This is a genomic window from Gemella haemolysans (genome assembly GCF_901873445.1).
GTDB classification, from domain to species: Bacteria; Bacillota; Bacilli; order Staphylococcales; family Gemellaceae; genus Gemella; species Gemella haemolysans_C.
Genome location: NZ_CABFLN010000016.1, coordinates 26,266 through 42,714, shown reverse-complemented (window position 1 = coordinate 42,714; position 16,449 = coordinate 26,266). Strand labels below are relative to the sequence as shown.

Sequence of the window (16,449 nt, the reverse complement as noted above, 5' to 3'; positions counted from 1 at the left end):
AGTTTATTAGATATCTAAAAAGCTTTTATAAAGCGAATGCAGATATAAATAAACAACTTCTACTATGAGTTCGTATATAAATTTTTAAAAAAATTAGAACTTTTTAGCTGCTCCTTTTGGTTTATTATGTTTACTATATATTTAGAAAAGAATTAAGAATTATGATTAATAGAAGGAGATTGTTTATTAATATGAAGCTAGAAAAAAGACAGAAATATGCGATTCGAAAACTTAGTGTTGGTGTAGCATCGGTTCTTGCAGCACAGTTTTATGTAGGTAGTGTATCTGATGTTTCTGAAGTTCAGGCTGGGGAAGTCGTCGGAACTGAGGTAGTAAATAAGGTAGATGATGCATCAGCCGGAAAACCTAAAGATACAGAAGTTGAGGTTATAGGTAAAAAACAAGAAAGTACAGTTGAAAGTTCGACTAACGTAGGAACAAAACCAAAATCAGAAGAAAATGCTGATAAGAAGACTGCCGATAAAGTAGATACTAAAGAAAAAGAAGCAGAAAAAACTTCAGAAGCAAAAGAAAAAGAAGATAAAAAATTTTTGGAATCAAAAGAAGTTCAAGAAGCCAAAGACACTCTATCGAACAGACTTTTGGAATCTAAGGCAGTTAGCCAAGAAGCTGAAAAATATATAGCTGGAAAAGATGTTAGTGCAGAAGTTAGAACTAAGTTGACAAAATATTTAGAGAGTTCTAAGCAGGAAGAAAATAAAGCGCAACAGGTTTTAACAAAAGATAAAGCCAGCTTAGAAGAATTAAATAATAGTGTTCGAACTTTAGAAACGGCTCTTGAGGTACTATATTTAGAGCTTAGACGAGCGGGGCATTCAGGGAAAGTTAGTTATAGGTTGGAGACAACGGTAACTCCTGCAGAGACAAGTACGGATTCTCCAGAACTTACTCCTAGAACTGGGTCAAAAGTAATTTATTCAAACGGTGCACCGATTTCAACTGAGATTGGTTACGATATTTCAAATGTTGTGTATGGAAATGATGATACAAATGAGAACACATATTACAATGGAAACAGAAATTTTGCTTTAAATGAGGATGCTAAGAAATTAGGGTTGAGAGCTAGTTATTCAAGTTTTACCGGTTCTGATGGGAAAACACATTATAAAGGGTATCTAACGGGAGCTGTTTTACCAAGTGTAGAACCAGGTCTTTATAATGTGGGATTCACTTATCGAGGTAAATCATATACTACAAATGTAGAGGTGAAATCTTCTGAAGGGGCTCCTTATATGACCTTAGAGCGTTATTTTGGAGATGATTCCGGTCGTAACATTCGAGATTATAAATTGAAAAAAGATGGTTCTACAGTTGACCTGAAATATAAGGTCGGATTGACGAGAATAGGTTGGGATGATGTAGAGTTAACTCCAGATGCTAAGGCGTTGGGATATACTTTCGACAAAACAACAGGTTATATAACAAAAACAGTCACTTTAAATAATTCAATAGAAAGTAGAAATTATGTTATTGGAGTACAGTCCAAAACGGATCCATATACTAGAGCTGTAGCTAACTTAACAATAGAAGAACCACCGGTGTTTAAAGTGGTTAAAGACTTAAGAGATACTAGTGATATCAATAATCCTAGAGGGGACTCAGTAACCTATGATAGTAGTACTAATACAGCTTATATGACCGCTACGCCTTTTGGTTATTATCTGGAATCTAATGAACCGCAGACGATAGCGGATGCAACACCAAATAGTCCACAATATACATCTAATCTTTGGTTGTCATTACCTGGAAAAAGAAATGAATATAATATCGTCAATAATGTCGCTCCGATAACTATTACTAAGTTAGAACAAACAGGTGGTAGTGATGGAGTTAAAGTAGAGCTTATAAAAGATGGTCCGGCAACAGGAGATAATCTATTTATTAACGGTTCTAGTTCAGTTTCAGATGTTCTAACAGATAATGTTAGCGTGGAGTCTCAAACAAGTGGGATGTGGTATAAGAGTGAAATCTCACCTTATCGATTAAACTTTAAAAGTCTTCCAGAAAGAGCAGGTACTTATTTTGTTGATTTTCAAATAACGGATAATATCGGTAGGGTAACAAACTATCATTTAAATCTAGTTACTAAGGAAGTCTCACAAACAACTCCAAATAAAAATGACGTTTTAAGAGCAAACTATACTATTACTAACGCTGATGTTATGTTTGATGCGGACAAGCTTTACCGAGTGACTAATCCAATTCCAGTAGCTGTGCCTATCTCTGATAAGGAACAAAAAATCGGAGATTTAGTACTTAATAAGTCTAATGCAATACTAGAAATCAATAGTAAACCTGATGGAGTTGAAATTACAAAAGATACTGAGAATCCTACTAGATTTAAGGTAATAAAACAAAATGGTAAGACTTTAGCTGCAGGTGTTTATACAATTACTGCCACAGCTCGAGATGGGCACTTCGGGGCTAATGTTCCGTCACGTACATATAAGTTTGAAGTGATGGATGGTATAAATAATATTGATCATAAAACATTGACTGAAGGTCAAGAAATTCCAAATATTCCTGTCTCAATGACGAATGGTAGTAAGATTACTAAATTAATGGTTGAATCAGAGGGTGACTATATTCACCTAAGTCCTAATGCGGATAATACAGGTTTAGTGGGTTATGCTCTGAAAAAAACTGATGGTCGAAAAGAAGCAGTTGTTACAGCTACATATACTAATACTGAAGGTCAAAGCCGACAAATTAAGACTAAGTTTACTTATGAAGTGAATGCTTCACCAGTAACTGATTTAGCTCTATCTATCACAAATGATAAACAGACGGTTGTAGAAGGTACTAAATTCAAAGATATGGTTGTCACAGCTACTGATGGCGCAACGGTTACAGTTGACCCTACTAAGTTGCCAGAGGGAATAACTTATGATGAAAGTACTAAGACTCTATCAGGGAAGGGGCAATATGAAGGTCGTTATATTATTCCGGTAAAGGCTACTAAAAATGATAAATCAATTACTAAGTTAGTCGACCTCACAGTAACGCCAGGAAACTTCAGCGTTCCAGAAGCTAGTTACATATTAACAGCAGGTAATGAAATAACTCCAATTACACTTAAAATTCCTGCAAATGCGACTGTAAGTTCAGTTGGAGGTACTTTACCAAGAGGTTTAAGCTGGTCTGCAGACAGAAAAACAATCACAGGTACTCCGACTCAAGTAGGGACTTTCCAAGTGTATGGCTATGTTAATAGAACTACCGCAGGTGGTACAAATCAATCTACATATGGGTATGTAAATATCACAGTAAACAGTGTACCACTAAACTTTTCTATTCCTGATAATACAAAAACAGTAAAAGCTTTAGATGAACTGCCACCGATTAACCTCCAAGCAGATGGCGCTGTGCTATCGATAACTTCAGGTTCACTACCTCCAGGTGTAAACTATGATGCTGCGACAAAAACTGTTTCAGGAACTCCTACAAAAGTAGGAACTTATACAGCGACATTTACAGCAACTAGTCCGACAATTAGTGGTAATTCAACAGCAAGTGCAACGTTAACGATTGAGGTAACGCCACGTGATTTAAGTGTTGAAGTTGCGAATAAGGAACAAGAGAAGACAGTTCTAACTGCTATCGATAATGTAGTGTTAAATCCTTCAGATACTAAAGCAAGATTAGAAGTAGATACAAGTAAACTTCCGCCAGGAGTTACTTATAATTCAGATACAAGAACTATTTCCGGTACACCATCTAAAGTGGGAGAATACTTAATTCCATATAAAGCGACTTTCCCAGAAATGGCAGAATCACCAGTTGATGGGGGACATATTAAAATTAATGTTCGCCCACTTCCGGTAAGCATTAATGTTACAGAAAAAGAACAAACGGTTCGCCTAGGTACAGCTATTAAGAATATGCTTGTTACTCATAGTGAACATTCGAACTTAGGAGCTCGTTACTTAAGTGTAGATTTACCGGAAACAGACTTAGACTCGTATCTTGAATCAACTGCAGGTTTAAATTATAATGCTGCAACGCATACAATTAGCGGAACTCCAACAAAACCTGGTGTCTATAAAGTTCGTTTAAAAGCAACATTGGATTCTGAAACATTAGGTAAAGGTAGTGCAGAAGAGATTATCATTGTAACGGTAGTAGATGATCCAGTATCATTAGACATCAAAAATGATCGCCAAATGATTGCGCTAGGAAAAACTGGTCTTCGTCCAATTACGTTTGCAGTACCAACGGGTGCCACATTAACGTTTGATAAAACAAAACTTCCAGCGGGTGTAACGTATGATGAAGCAAGTAAAACTATTTCAGGAACACCGACAGTAGCTGGAGCATTTGATATACCAGTAACTGTAACAAGTACAGGAGGCAAGTTTCTAACAAAAGATATTACGATAGATGTTGTAGACTTAACGCCACCGACTCCGACAGTTACAGTGAAGGAAAACAATGACGGAACTCATACCATTACGATTTCACAACCAGGCGGTAAACCTGTTGAAACAATTATCAAGAATGGTAAAGATGGAGAAACTCCAAAAGTCAAAGTAGATCGTGATGAGACTAAGAAAGAAACTACGTTAACGTTCTATAGTGATAAGAATGCAAATAATCAGTTTGATGAAGAAACAGATACGGTTCTAGGAATATCTGTCATTAAAGATGGTCAAGACGGAGCAAAAGGTGGCGCTGGAGTAGCCGGACCAAAAGGAGACAAAGGAGATGCTGGAGTAGCCGGACCTAAGGGAGACAAAGGTGAAGCCGGAGTAACTGGACGCGATGGAAAAGATATCCTAAACGGCACAAGCACACCAACAGCCCAAGATGGAAAAGATGGTGATACATTCATCAACACAACAACAGGAGATGTACTTGTTAAGAAAGATGGAGAGTGGAAACCAGTAGGGAACATCAAAGGAGCAAAAGGTGATAAAGGTGACCAAGGTCTTCAAGGACGTGATGGTCAAAATGGAACAAACGGACAAAATGGACGTGATGGAAAAGATATTCTAAATGGCACAAGCATACCAACAGCCCAAGATGGAAAAGATGGTGATACATTCATCAACACAACAACAGGCGACGTACTTGTTAAGAGAGATGGTACATGGCAACAAGCAGGAAACATCAAAGGAGCTAAGGGTGACAAAGGAGACCAAGGTCTTCAAGGTCATGATGGACAAAACGGAGCCGATGGAGCGAATGGACGCGACGGAAAAGATATCCTAAGTGGCACAAGTACACCAACAGCAACTGATGGAAAAGACGGGGATACATTTATCAACACAACAACAGGAGATGTACTTGTTAAGAGAGATGGTACATGGCAGCAAGCAGGAAACATCAAAGGAGCAAAAGGTGACAAAGGAGAAACAGGAGTCGCTGGACCAAAAGGTGATAAAGGTGACGCTGGAAAAGACGGTTTCACACCTACAGTTAGTGTTGTGACAAACCCAGATGGAAGTCATACAATTTCAATCGCACAACCAGATGGAAAAGAACCAATCACAACAACTGTTAAAAATGGAGAAAACGGAAAAGATGGTCGTGCACCAAGAGTTGAATTGAAACCAATTTATCCAGCGCAACCTAGAAGCACTAGAAGAGCAAGAAGTGTGGATGTTACTCCAGCTTCGCAACCAACACCTAAGCCAATTGGAGTTCATATTACGGTTTATTATGATAATGATAATAGTTTAACATATACTGCTGGAGATACTTTGATTAGTGAGGAAGATATCTATAACGGAGTAGATGGAGTTAATGGACGCGATGGAGTTGATGGTAAATCAGCGACAATTGAAACAAAAGAAAATGCCGATGGAAGTCGTACTATTATCATAACAAATCCAGACGGAAGCAAAAATGAACTGATTATTAAAAATGGTAAAGATGGTAAATGTACTTGCGAAAACAAACCAACTAATGACAAACCGCAAGAACCGAAAGATGACAAACCAGTACCACCACGTGAGGATAAACCGCAAGAACCAAAAGGTGACAAACCAGTGCCACCACGTGAGGACAAACCGCAAGAGCCAAAAGGTGACAAACCAGTACCACCGCGTGAGGATAAAACGCAAGTACCAGAAAGAGACAATGTAGTGCCGCCACGAGAAAACAAACCGCAAGAATCAAATGTTAAAATGCCTCTCCCTTTTGGGGCTTCAGAACAATTGACGCCAACTTTAGATAGTGTTAAAGGAACTGTTAGAAAGGGACTACTGGCTAATACTGGTGAAGAAAAATCAGATACATCAATCTTCTTCGGAAGTGCTGTGTTACTTGCTCTTTATCTACTTAGAAAAAAAGAAAATTAAAATAATTTGTTAGTGGGGTATATTTAATATTTATTGCTTAGATTAGTATAGTTCATTGCTAGGTTGCGGTATTTCGTAAATATATTACTAAGTTATTAGGGGATGATTCTGCTAAATTGATTATTTTCGAAATCATATTTAAAGAATCATCCTCTATTTTTACATGATAGACAAAAAATTAATAAGGATATAGGGTGAAGTTTTTTAGGATTCTATAAAATTAAATTTTCTTTTATAATAATTAATAATAACTTTCATTATATCTGTAATCTAATGAAAATATTATGTTTTTTAGATGATTATAAAAAAATCTAGAGTAATTTTTTGCTTATTTTACTTACAAATGTTACCATTAAGTTAGAGAATGTGATATGATATAGAGTAGGAAAAAAATATTAAATTAAATACTAAGGAGAAATTTTTATTAAAGTTTTATATAAGAAATACTTTTCATTAATAATATTGATTTTAGTTTGTATAGTTATATTTTTATTTTCTAATCAAGCTGGAGAGGAATCGTCGAAAATATCAAATGATTTAATCGTAAGAAAAATGGGTCACTTTAGTGAATACATGATTTTAGGATTTTTTTCATTTTCTTATTTATCAAATATATTTATGAAAGTTAATAGTCGTAGAAATTATAAAAAAACTGCCATTCTAAGCCAAGTATTTTCTGTTGTATACGCTTCGACCGATGAATTTCACCAGACTTTTGTAGTAGGTCGTGATGGTAATGTCATTGATGTATTAATAGATAGTAGTGGTGCTTTGGTTGGAATTATTATTTCTAGTATTATCTATTTTCTTATAGTGAAAAAATAGTAAAAAATATAGTACTTTTTAGTTGTATTTTTTTTAGAAAAGTTATAAAATATTTACTTAGAGAAATAAAAGTTAAAAAATTAAAGGAGGAGTTTTTGATGCTTAAAGCACTTATTGTTGAAGATGATAAATTATTAGCTGCATCATTGAAGGCTGCAATCGCAGGGAAATTTGATGCCGATGTTTGTTATAATGGATTAGATGGACAAAAATTTGTCGATGAAAATGTATATGATTTTGTCATAGCGGACAGTATCTTGCCCGGTATGGGTGGAATAGATCTATTAGATTATATTCGTGAAGAAAAAGAACTTAAAATACCAGTAATTGTAATAACTATAGCTGAATCAACGGAAGAAAAGGCTAGAGTTATGAAGCATAGAGTTACAGAATATCTACCACGTGTAGCGGATGCTTCTCTTTTACTAACAACTATGTCTAACTTACTTCAACGTGAAAGTAACTTGAAAGGTGAGAATGAGATTACATATAAAGATTTAGTATTAGATCTTAAAAATGAATTGGTATCATCTAATGGTGGAACGTTGGATACTATTAAAGGAAAATATCTTGAATTATTATCATTCTTTGTAATAAATAATAATATTGTATTAGAGAAAGAAGAAATTTTCGATCGTGTATGGGGTGTTGATTCAGAAACGACTATTAATGCGATTGAGGTTTATATTTCAGGGTTAAGAAAAGAACTACGAAAAATTGGTTATGATAAAAATCTAAGAACTGTTCGTGGTGTTGGATATACATTTGAGTAGGTAGTATTATGGAATTTAATTATCCTATAGACTACACTTTATACAATACAGAAGAAATAACTGTAATCATTAAATTTTTAGATTTAATAGAAGCATGTTATTTGACTGGTGTGGAACTTGCAGAGTTTAAGTCAATGTATAAAGAATTTAAAAACGTAGTTCGAGCGAAATCTGAAGAGAATTCACTGTATCGTGAGTTTAAAGAAATTACAGGTTACGATGGCTACTTAGCTGTAAAAGAAATGAAAAATGAAAAACCAAAAATTAAGCTTTAAAGCTTGATTTTTGGTTTTTATTTTATATTAATATAGCCATAATGAAATTTTGTGTTTTTTCTTGTTATTCTAGTGAAATTATATTTTTCAAAAACAGTATCTTTAAAATGGGCTTTCACTATTATTTTTTTTCTTGCGATACGTTTTGCTTCTTTGATAAATTCTTCGTACGGGAAGGTTGAATCAGCTAATGGTAGAATTCCTTCCAGATTATTTGATTCTGAAATATTGTGAGAAAACATCGGATCGAAATATATTATGTCATAGTTATCGTTTGGACATTGTTTTAGGTAATCTAGACAATCGATATTATGAGTTTTAATTTTACGCATTGCATTATTTATAGCCTCATTTGAAGAAATATAATTTTCTAGACCATTAGTTGTAATTAAATATACTATATTATTTTTTTCAAGAGATGTAACATTATGCCCGTAATAACTTAATAAAATGCTATCTCCAGCCAATCCCATAGTACAATCAAGAATATTTTGTTTTTCTTCTTTAATTATTTCTACTAAAGGTTCGTTATCCGAATTTTTTATTTTTAATGCGGTTGTATCTAAATGAAAGAAAAATTCTGAATCGTTTTCGAAGTAGCTTAATTTGTTCTTATAGACTACTAGTACACCATCTGATGAGGATAATAATTGTTTTATTGTTTTCTTATTTCTCATTTTATATTTTAATCTTAAATCATCTGCGAGTTGTTGAGCTTTTTCATTAAGTTCTGAATTTGTTTTTACACTAGTTGTTACTATTATATTTTTCATTGATTATAAAAATTTTCTCCTCGGTTATGATTACATCTACTTTTATATCGTGATCTTCTTTAGGAACATTATCTTGTAGTAGTTTATGGTAAGATAAACCAACGCTAATATCATATTCTCTTGATGAGAAATATTTATCGTAGTATCCTTTACCATAACCAAGTCGATATCCATTGTTATCGAAAACGATAGAAGGAGTAATTACTAAGTCTATTTTTCCTTCGTAGTAGTCGGATGAAGTTGGTTCTAATACTCCGAAATGTCCTGGAGCAAGCTCATCCCAAGATTTTAAGTGAATTAAATTCATCTTTCCATTTTCTATTTTTGGAACAAAGATTTGTTTTTTATTTATCCATTTTTTTATAAAAGTTTCAGTTGTGATTTCGCTACCAAATCCCACGTATATAAATATTTTTTCTGAGGATTCGAAGAAATTTTGTTCTTCCAATGTTGTAAAGATTGAATTAGTAGAAGATTCTCTATAGCCTTTAGATAAATTATTTCTTTCAAGTATATATTTTTTTCTAAGTGTTTTTTTCATAGTATATCACCTCAAGTTATATTATAGCATAAATTGAAATACAATTTTAATTTTGATATAGTATAGAATTTGAATAATGAAATTAGAATTATGTAAATGAGAAAAAGTATATTATATCTGTAATATTTTATTTTATTCTAAAGTTCCATAAAATGCGATTATAAAAACAAATATAGATTTTCTTAGTAGATTAAGTTATAGTAAAGGGATAAATATTATCTATAAATTTTTAGAATTTTTATAATAAAGTATGTACAAGTATAATCAAAATTTTAAGAAAATATAAATAGATGTAAATTCTATGAATGTTGATGTGTGTAGGTTTCAGGTTTTCATAATATAATGGGATTTTGATAAATAAAAAAATCTTAAATTATGATTTACAATGTTAACAAGGTAAAAGTAGTAAAATAAAAAATAATTATTCATTATTTAATGGAAATAATAGTATAAATATGATATAATATAAAAGAAAATTTATGAGAAAGGAATCTTCTACAAATAATGACAAATTCAGAAAAAAATAAAGATATATTAAGTAATGATGAATTGGCAAAAAATAGTAAAAAAACAGATGATTATTCAAATCTGCTTGAGAAAATAAGAAAGCAAGTTGATATAGAGAATTCGTCTACTTACACTAGAAAGACTCATAATGAACAAGAGAATCTTGAAGAAACAGTAATTATGCCATCTGTTACAGAAAAAGTAACTGATGAGTATGCCGAAACAGTTGTACTAGATAAAAATGAATTAGTACAAGCAATTGAGAAAGAAGAAGCGTTAGTAGGGAAAAAAGTAGAAAAAGTTGAGGAAAAACCTGTAGTACTAGAGGTGCTAGGGGTGAAAAAACGTATAGGTTTAAAAACAATTGTTGAAGATATTACCTTTGATATGCGTGAAGGTGAGATAATCGGATTATTAGGACCAAATGGAAGTGGTAAAACTACAATCATGAGAATGATGGTAGGATTAACTAAGAAAACAAAAGGTGATGTTTATTGTTTCGAAAAACCTCTTGGATTAGGAAGAACTTCTATGCTTAAAGAAGTTGGAGCTATGATTGAAACACCTGAGTTTTATAACTATATGTCAGGTTGGGCTAACTTGAAACAAATTGCACGTGTATGTGGAAAAAAAGTAACAAGAGCACGTATGAAAGAACTAGTTGAATTTGTTGGACTGAAAAAAGTAATTAGAAAAAAAGTTAAAACTTATTCACTAGGTATGCGTCAACGTCTTGGATTAGCACAAGCATTATTAAATGACCCTAAAATTCTTATTCTTGATGAGCCTGTTAATGGCTTAGACCCTCAAGGAGTACAAGATTTCCGTAATAAACTTAAAGAAATCGCAGCAACAGGAGTTTCAATTTTAATTTCATCACATCTTCTTGATGAAATTGAAAAAGTTTGTGATAGAGTTATCGTAATTGAAAAAGGTAAAATTATCGCTGATGATAAATTAGAAAATCTAGTAGCAGATGAAGTCGTTAAAACATTAATTTCAACACACGATGTTGAAAAAACAGAATTATTAGTAAGAGAACTAGGGGTTAGATATGAACTGACTAAAGATGGATTTGTATTTGAAAATCTAAATCGTGAAGAAAAAGCTCGTATAATTACTTACTTAGTAACTAATAATGTTGAATTAGATACAATTCGTGAATTAACAACATCATTAGAGGATCGATTCCTACAAATTACAGGAGGGGAGAGAAAATAATGAAATTATTAATAAATGAATTTATAAAAGATTATAAAAAGAAAACTACATGGTTATATTTCTTACTATCATTTGGAATTATTTTGTTAAATAGCTATTTTGCAAAAAGACAATTTGAAGATGGAGTAGATGCGGTAAAAATATTAAGTGGAATAACAATGGTTGCTGTGGGGACAGCAACGGTATTCTCACTAATTATGCTAGCAAACAATTTATCTCAAGAGTACTCAAAAGGAACGATTAAGTTTCTATATACAAAACCTAAGTCTCGTTCTGCGATACTTACTGCGAAAATTATTTTAGCATTTATCAACTATATTATTTTCTTAGTAGTAGGAACAGTATTTGATTTTGTAACAAAGAATTATGTGTTCTTTAAAAATAAAGTAGGATTAAATCATTTGAATGATACTATAGCTGAAGGATACTTTGGGAGAACAGTTGCTAAACAAATAATTATAACAAACTTAGCTGATTTAGCAGTATTTATCTTCCTTGTAGCGATGGTAGTATTAGTTTGTGTAGTGTTTAAAACACAAATTCTATCATTGGTATTAGTTATGTTATCACTTTTAGGAACTGGATTAATTCAATCTTTAACAATATTTGCAGTTTCAAAATTCTCATGGGCAAAATATCACATGTTTGATGTACCGTTATTTAGCTCATATTATGCAAGTGAAGCAGGACGTCACACTGTAAAAGAATTGTTTAAGTTTGACAATGCAAATGCATTAATTATTATGTTAGTAGCATACAGTTTTGTATTCTTTACAATTTCTTATATTGTAAATGCAAGACGTGATATTACAATCGATTAGAGTATAAAATTGTTAGGAGGTAGGAAAAATGAGAAGTTCATTAAAAAAGATTGAGCGAATTAAGGATATTTTGGATTTAAATGGAGATGTATTAACTTATAAGTACTCAGATGAAGAAATACGACTTAACTTAGGGGAAGAACAACTAAGTAGTATTTTTAGTAGATTTATCAAAAGAAATCTACCTAAGATTAAAGAAGGGTTACATGATGGAAAGCTTGTTAAATGTCAAAGTGGATTAGGAATTTCATGTTTATTTATTCCTAGTGATAGTGATGATAATTTCTATTTAATTACGCCTTTCTTAGAGTATTTAATTCCAACTAAATTATTCCAAGAATCATTAACTAAATATGGGGCTAGTATTAGTGAATTAATTTGTGATGTTTATTTTTCATTACCAATTACACCTAGAAAAAAATTCAACTATTTAATAGAATTATTAGTAGAAGATGAAAATGTAGATTTCTTAGATGCGATTGTCTTAATAGAAGATTCAAGTGTGAAAAATGTAAGAAGAGCATCATCTAGAAAAAATAATTATTTAAATGGTATTCTAGAAAGTGAAGTTAAGTTTAAACATGAAATTTTACAAGCTGTAGTTGAAGGTAATATTTCTCGTGTTAACATGCTTTTCGATTTACGTCGTAGAAATCATGGTGTAGAAGAAAATCATATTGAGCAAGGAATTAACGTACGTCGTAGAAAATCTTATAACATGAATGATTTATTACGTTACGCTTTAGAACAAAACAATGATGATTTCTTAGGAATTGAAGAACTATGGGTTAAAATTAAAAACAAACTTGATAACTATGATTTATCTGAAGATGTTATTAGAAGTTATTGTTTACTTGTCGATAGAAATAAATATAAAGATAAACAAGCTGTAGTTCGTAACTGTATTGCTTATATCAATGACCGTATCTCAGAAAAAATTAGTTTAGATAACGTAAGTGATTACTTAGGTGTCAATAAGAGTTATCTGTCTTCTATCTTTAATAAAGATATGGGAATTAGTATTGTAGATTACATTCATGATAAACGTATTTCTAATGCATGCTATTTACTAGCAAATACTGATTTTTCAATTTCAGAAGTAGCGGATTACATTGGGTACTTCGATACAAGTTACTTCATTAGAATATTCAAAACTCTAGTGAAAATGACACCTCTTAAATATAGAGAGTCATTATCTAAAAGATAATATAATAAAGATTGTTGGCTAAATTAGTCAATAATCTTTTTTTATGTGCAGTATTAATATTATATATAGTATGTTTTGTATTTTACTACTTGCATTAGAGTAATTGTGGTATAATATAATCGTTCTTAAAATAAGTAAATCATAGGAGATAAAAGATGATTTTTGCATTAGATGTAGGAAATACAAATATAGTACTTGGTGTTTTTGGAAGTGATTATAAAATGCTTCATTCGTGGCGTATAGCGACTGATAATACAAAAACAGAAGATGAATTATATGTTATTATTCGAAATTTCTTCGTTGATAAAAGAATTAAGTTTGAAGATTTTGATGGAGTTGTAATATCGAGTGTTGTTCCAAAAATGATGTTTGCACTAGAATTGTTAAGTAAGAAATACTTTGAAAAAGAACCGATTATTGTTTCGGCTGATATTAATACAGGTATAAAGGTACCAGAGCCATATAGTAGTAAATTAGGTGCCGATCGAGTAGTTGACATTGTCGGAGCAAAAGTTAGTGAATATTTACCAGCAATAGTAGTTGATTTTGGAACAGCTACAACATTTGATTGTGTGGACGAAGATATGAACTATCGTGGAGGTATTATTTGTCCAGGTATGAATATTAGTGCGGAAGCATTATATTCAAGGGCTGCAAAACTACCTAGGGTGGAATTTGAAGCGGTGAGTACATCTTTAGGGATGGATACTACTAGTCAAATGCAAGCAGGGTTATTTTATGGATTCTTAGGTCAATTTGAAAATATTATTAAACATTTACAACAAGATTTAGGAAAAGAATATAAGGTAGTTTTAACTGGAGGGTTATCAAAATTTATCGCAAAGTATAGTGATGTGGTGGATATAGTTGATGAAGAATTAACTTTAAAAGGTATAATTGAATTGTACAAAATGAATAATACCAAATAACATTAAAGAAACAATAATAAGGATATAATAACAATGAAAATTACAGTTTTTTGTGGAGCAAATAATGGGAAGAGTGAATTGTATAAAGAGAATGCAATAGAACTTGGTAAATGGATTGCTAGAAATAATCATACTTTAGTATATGGTGGTGGCAAAGTAGGTCTGATGGGGATTATTGCTGATACTGTCTTAGAAAATAATGGAGAAGTAATTGGAATAATGCCTCAATTTTTAGTGGATAGAGAAATTAGTCATGACAATATAAGTGAAATGATTGTTGTTGATGATATGTCGGTGAGAAAAACTAGACTCGTAGATTTTGGTGATGTGTTTATTGCTTTACCAGGTGGACCTGGAACGCTAGAAGAGATATCACAGGTAATCTCATGGGTGAGAGTTGGTAAAAAAGATGCTCCTTGTATTCTAATGAATATCAATGGTTATTATGACTTTTTAGAACAATATTTTGATAAGATGGTAGCGGAAGGTTTCTTAACTAACGAAGATAGACAGAGGACATTATTTACAGTAAGTATAAAAGAAATGGAAGAGTTCATCGATAATTATAAAAATTTATAAACGTAAATAAATAGACAATAATGGAAATAAAATGTATAATAATACATCGTAATAAGAAGTTCTAGAATTGAAAGGAATTTATTTTAATGAAAGATTATTTGATTAGAGGATTAGCCTTTAACGATGAAATTAGATTTTTTGTAACAAAAACTACAGATTTAGTAGAAGAAATTAGACAAAGACATGATGCTTATCCAACAGCAATAGCAGCAGTAGGTCGTACAGCTACGGTTACTACAATGATGGGTGCTATGCTTAAGAGTGGAGACAGAATTGACGTTGCTGTTCGTGGAGATGGTCCAGTAGGAACAATCTATGCATCATCAAATGAGTTAGGGGAAACTACAGCATATGCTAAAAATATGCAGGTTCATATTCCAAGTAATGCTCAAGGTAAGCTTGACGTAAGAGGAGTAGTTGGTGGAGGAAATATCACGGTAGTACGTGACTTAGGATTAAATGAAAAGTATACTACTACTTCACCGATAGTATCTGGAGAAATCGCAGAAGATTTCACTTACTATTTCGCTGCTAGTGAGCAAGTTCCTTCTGCAGTATCTTTAGGGGTATTGGTAGAAACTGATAATTCTGTAATAGCTGCTGGAGGATTTATTTTACAAGTTTTACCAAATGCTACCAATGAGACAATAACAAAAATAGAAAAAGCAATTAGTAATATTAAACCAATTTCTACGTTAATTCATGAAGGTAAAACTCCTGAAGAGATTGCAAATATTATCTTCGGTGGTGAAGAAAATTATCGTATCCTACATAAAAATGATGTAGTATTTAAATGTACATGTTCAAAAGAACGTTATGCTGATGCGCTAGTAACATTAGGAAAAGAAGAATTAGAAGATATTGCTAAACAGGAGACTACAGAGTTGGTTTGTGCTTTCTGTAAAGAAAAATATCATTTTTCTCAAAAAGAAATAACAGAGTTATTAGACAATTTAAAATAATATTATGAATAAAGAGCCTTAATGATTAACATTTCATTAGGCTCTTGAATTTTTAATAAAAGTTTGGTATCATTAATAAAATTACTCAAAGTTTATATAGGAGGAGTTATGGAATTACTAAGAGAAATGGTTATTACTGATGGTAAAGTTTATGATAATAATGTCCTAAAAGTTGATTCATTTTTAAACCATCAAATCGATGCTGGTTTAATGATGAAAATGGCAGAATCTTTTTATGAGTATTTTAAAAAAGAGAAGATAACAAAGATTTTGACGATTGAAGCAAGTGGGATAGCTCCGGCGATTATGGTTGCTAATTTGTTTAGTGTGCCAATGGTTTTTGCTAAAAAAAGTAAACCGTCGACACTAAAAAACAATGATGTATACACGGCTGAAGTTCATAGCTATACGAAGAATATAACTAATACTATAGTAGTTTCAGAAAAATTCATTAATAAAGATGATAAAGTTCTAATCGTTGACGATTTTCTTGCTAATGGTCAAGCTACTTTAGGTCTTATGGAAATAGTTGAAAAAGCTGGTGCCGAAACGGTAGGTGTAGGCATCCTTGTTGAAAAAAGTTTCCAAGATGGTAGAAAACTATTAGATGAAAAAAATGTCAATGTTTGTTCTTTATGTAGAATTGCTTCTCTAGAGAATAATGAAGTTAAATTTAATAAAGCTGATGATGAGAAATAAGAAAGGATAAAAAT

Annotated in this window: 13 protein-coding genes; 11 read left to right on the top strand and 2 right to left on the bottom strand. The window is 32.0% G+C overall.

Going from position 1 to position 16,449, the window contains the following annotated elements:
• Positions 1 to 191: 191 nt before the first annotated feature.
• The 4 genes from JX287_RS02295 (at position 192) to JX287_RS02280 (ending at position 8,196) form a co-directional block, all read left to right on the top strand.
• On the top strand, positions 192 to 6,323 hold the full coding sequence (locus JX287_RS02295) for a putative Ig domain-containing protein (protein ID WP_204641601.1): 6,132 nt from the start codon (positions 192 to 194) through the stop codon (positions 6,321 to 6,323).
• 462 nt (positions 6,324 to 6,785) lie between these two features.
• Entirely contained in the window at positions 6,786 to 7,148 is a 363-nt protein-coding gene (locus JX287_RS02290) for a VanZ family protein (protein ID WP_239650312.1), read from the top strand.
• Between the two features lie 98 nt (positions 7,149 to 7,246).
• Positions 7,247 to 7,921, top strand: a complete 675-nt coding sequence (locus JX287_RS02285; RefSeq protein ID WP_204641600.1) for a response regulator transcription factor — start codon at positions 7,247 to 7,249, stop codon at positions 7,919 to 7,921.
• Between the two features lie 8 nt (positions 7,922 to 7,929).
• A complete protein-coding gene (locus JX287_RS02280) occupies positions 7,930 to 8,196 on the top strand; it encodes a UPF0223 family protein (RefSeq protein WP_204641599.1) in 267 nt (88 codons plus the stop codon).
• Positions 8,197 to 8,213: 17 nt separating this feature from the next.
• On the opposite strand, the gene JX287_RS02275 is transcribed toward JX287_RS02280, so the two are convergent.
• Positions 8,214 to 8,969 (bottom strand): class I SAM-dependent methyltransferase, encoded by a 756-nt coding sequence (locus tag JX287_RS02275; protein WP_204641598.1) that lies wholly within the window; start codon positions 8,967 to 8,969, stop codon positions 8,214 to 8,216.
• Entirely contained in the window at positions 8,944 to 9,510 is a 567-nt protein-coding gene (locus JX287_RS02270) for a 5-formyltetrahydrofolate cyclo-ligase (RefSeq protein ID WP_204641597.1), read from the bottom strand. Before JX287_RS02270 ends, JX287_RS02275 begins: the two co-directional genes overlap by 26 nt.
• A gap of 504 nt (positions 9,511 to 10,014) precedes the next feature.
• Between JX287_RS02270 and JX287_RS02265 the strand changes: the two genes are divergently transcribed.
• The 7 genes from JX287_RS02265 to JX287_RS02235 all read left to right on the top strand — a co-directional run bounded on the left by JX287_RS02265 (position 10,015) and on the right by JX287_RS02235 (position 16,435).
• Positions 10,015 to 11,238 carry an ABC transporter ATP-binding protein gene (locus JX287_RS02265; RefSeq protein WP_204641596.1) on the top strand — a complete coding sequence of 408 codons (1,224 nt, stop codon included), beginning with the start codon at positions 10,015 to 10,017 and terminating at the stop codon, positions 11,236 to 11,238.
• Positions 11,238 to 12,059 (top strand): ABC transporter permease, encoded by an 822-nt coding sequence (locus tag JX287_RS02260; protein ID WP_204641595.1) that lies wholly within the window; start codon positions 11,238 to 11,240, stop codon positions 12,057 to 12,059. Before JX287_RS02265 ends, JX287_RS02260 begins: the two co-directional genes overlap by 1 nt.
• A gap of 28 nt (positions 12,060 to 12,087) precedes the next feature.
• Positions 12,088 to 13,266 carry a helix-turn-helix transcriptional regulator gene (locus JX287_RS02255; protein WP_204641594.1) on the top strand — a complete coding sequence of 393 codons (1,179 nt, stop codon included), beginning with the start codon at positions 12,088 to 12,090 and terminating at the stop codon, positions 13,264 to 13,266.
• 155 nt (positions 13,267 to 13,421) lie between these two features.
• Positions 13,422 to 14,195: a type III pantothenate kinase gene (locus tag JX287_RS02250; RefSeq protein WP_204641593.1), complete on the top strand. Its 774-nt coding sequence runs from the start codon at positions 13,422 to 13,424 to the stop codon at positions 14,193 to 14,195.
• Positions 14,196 to 14,228: 33 nt separating this feature from the next.
• Positions 14,229 to 14,774 carry a TIGR00730 family Rossman fold protein gene (locus JX287_RS02245; RefSeq protein ID WP_204641592.1) on the top strand — a complete coding sequence of 182 codons (546 nt, stop codon included), beginning with the start codon at positions 14,229 to 14,231 and terminating at the stop codon, positions 14,772 to 14,774.
• 86 nt (positions 14,775 to 14,860) lie between these two features.
• Complete coding sequence (gene hslO / locus JX287_RS02240) at positions 14,861 to 15,736, top strand: Hsp33 family molecular chaperone HslO (protein ID WP_204641591.1); 876 nt, start codon at positions 14,861 to 14,863, stop codon at positions 15,734 to 15,736.
• 108 nt (positions 15,737 to 15,844) lie between these two features.
• Positions 15,845 to 16,435, top strand: a complete 591-nt coding sequence (locus JX287_RS02235; RefSeq protein ID WP_048803370.1) for a xanthine phosphoribosyltransferase — start codon at positions 15,845 to 15,847, stop codon at positions 16,433 to 16,435.
• The last annotated feature ends 14 nt before the right edge of the window (positions 16,436 to 16,449 follow it).

What these genes read in the sequence shown, in the direction of transcription:
- JX287_RS02295 (WP_204641601.1), top strand. Translation starts at nt 192, where the DNA reads ATGAAGCTAGAAAAAAGACAGAAATATGCGATTCGAAAACTTAGTGTT.
- JX287_RS02285 (WP_204641600.1), top strand. Translation starts at nt 7,247, where the DNA reads ATGCTTAAAGCACTTATTGTTGAAGATGATAAATTATTAGCTGCATCA.
- JX287_RS02280 (WP_204641599.1), top strand. Translation starts at nt 7,930, where the DNA reads ATGGAATTTAATTATCCTATAGACTACACTTTATACAATACAGAAGAA.
- JX287_RS02275 (WP_204641598.1), bottom strand. Translation starts at nt 8,969, where the DNA reads ATGAAAAATATAATAGTAACAACTAGTGTAAAAACAAATTCAGAACTT.
- JX287_RS02270 (WP_204641597.1), bottom strand. Translation starts at nt 9,510, where the DNA reads ATGAAAAAAACACTTAGAAAAAAATATATACTTGAAAGAAATAATTTA.
- JX287_RS02265 (WP_204641596.1), top strand. Translation starts at nt 10,015, where the DNA reads ATGACAAATTCAGAAAAAAATAAAGATATATTAAGTAATGATGAATTG.
- JX287_RS02260 (WP_204641595.1), top strand. Translation starts at nt 11,238, where the DNA reads ATGAAATTATTAATAAATGAATTTATAAAAGATTATAAAAAGAAAACT.
- JX287_RS02255 (WP_204641594.1), top strand. Translation starts at nt 12,088, where the DNA reads ATGAGAAGTTCATTAAAAAAGATTGAGCGAATTAAGGATATTTTGGAT.
- JX287_RS02250 (WP_204641593.1), top strand. Translation starts at nt 13,422, where the DNA reads ATGATTTTTGCATTAGATGTAGGAAATACAAATATAGTACTTGGTGTT.
- JX287_RS02245 (WP_204641592.1), top strand. Translation starts at nt 14,229, where the DNA reads ATGAAAATTACAGTTTTTTGTGGAGCAAATAATGGGAAGAGTGAATTG.
- hslO (WP_204641591.1), top strand. Translation starts at nt 14,861, where the DNA reads ATGAAAGATTATTTGATTAGAGGATTAGCCTTTAACGATGAAATTAGA.
- JX287_RS02235 (WP_048803370.1), top strand. Translation starts at nt 15,845, where the DNA reads ATGGAATTACTAAGAGAAATGGTTATTACTGATGGTAAAGTTTATGAT.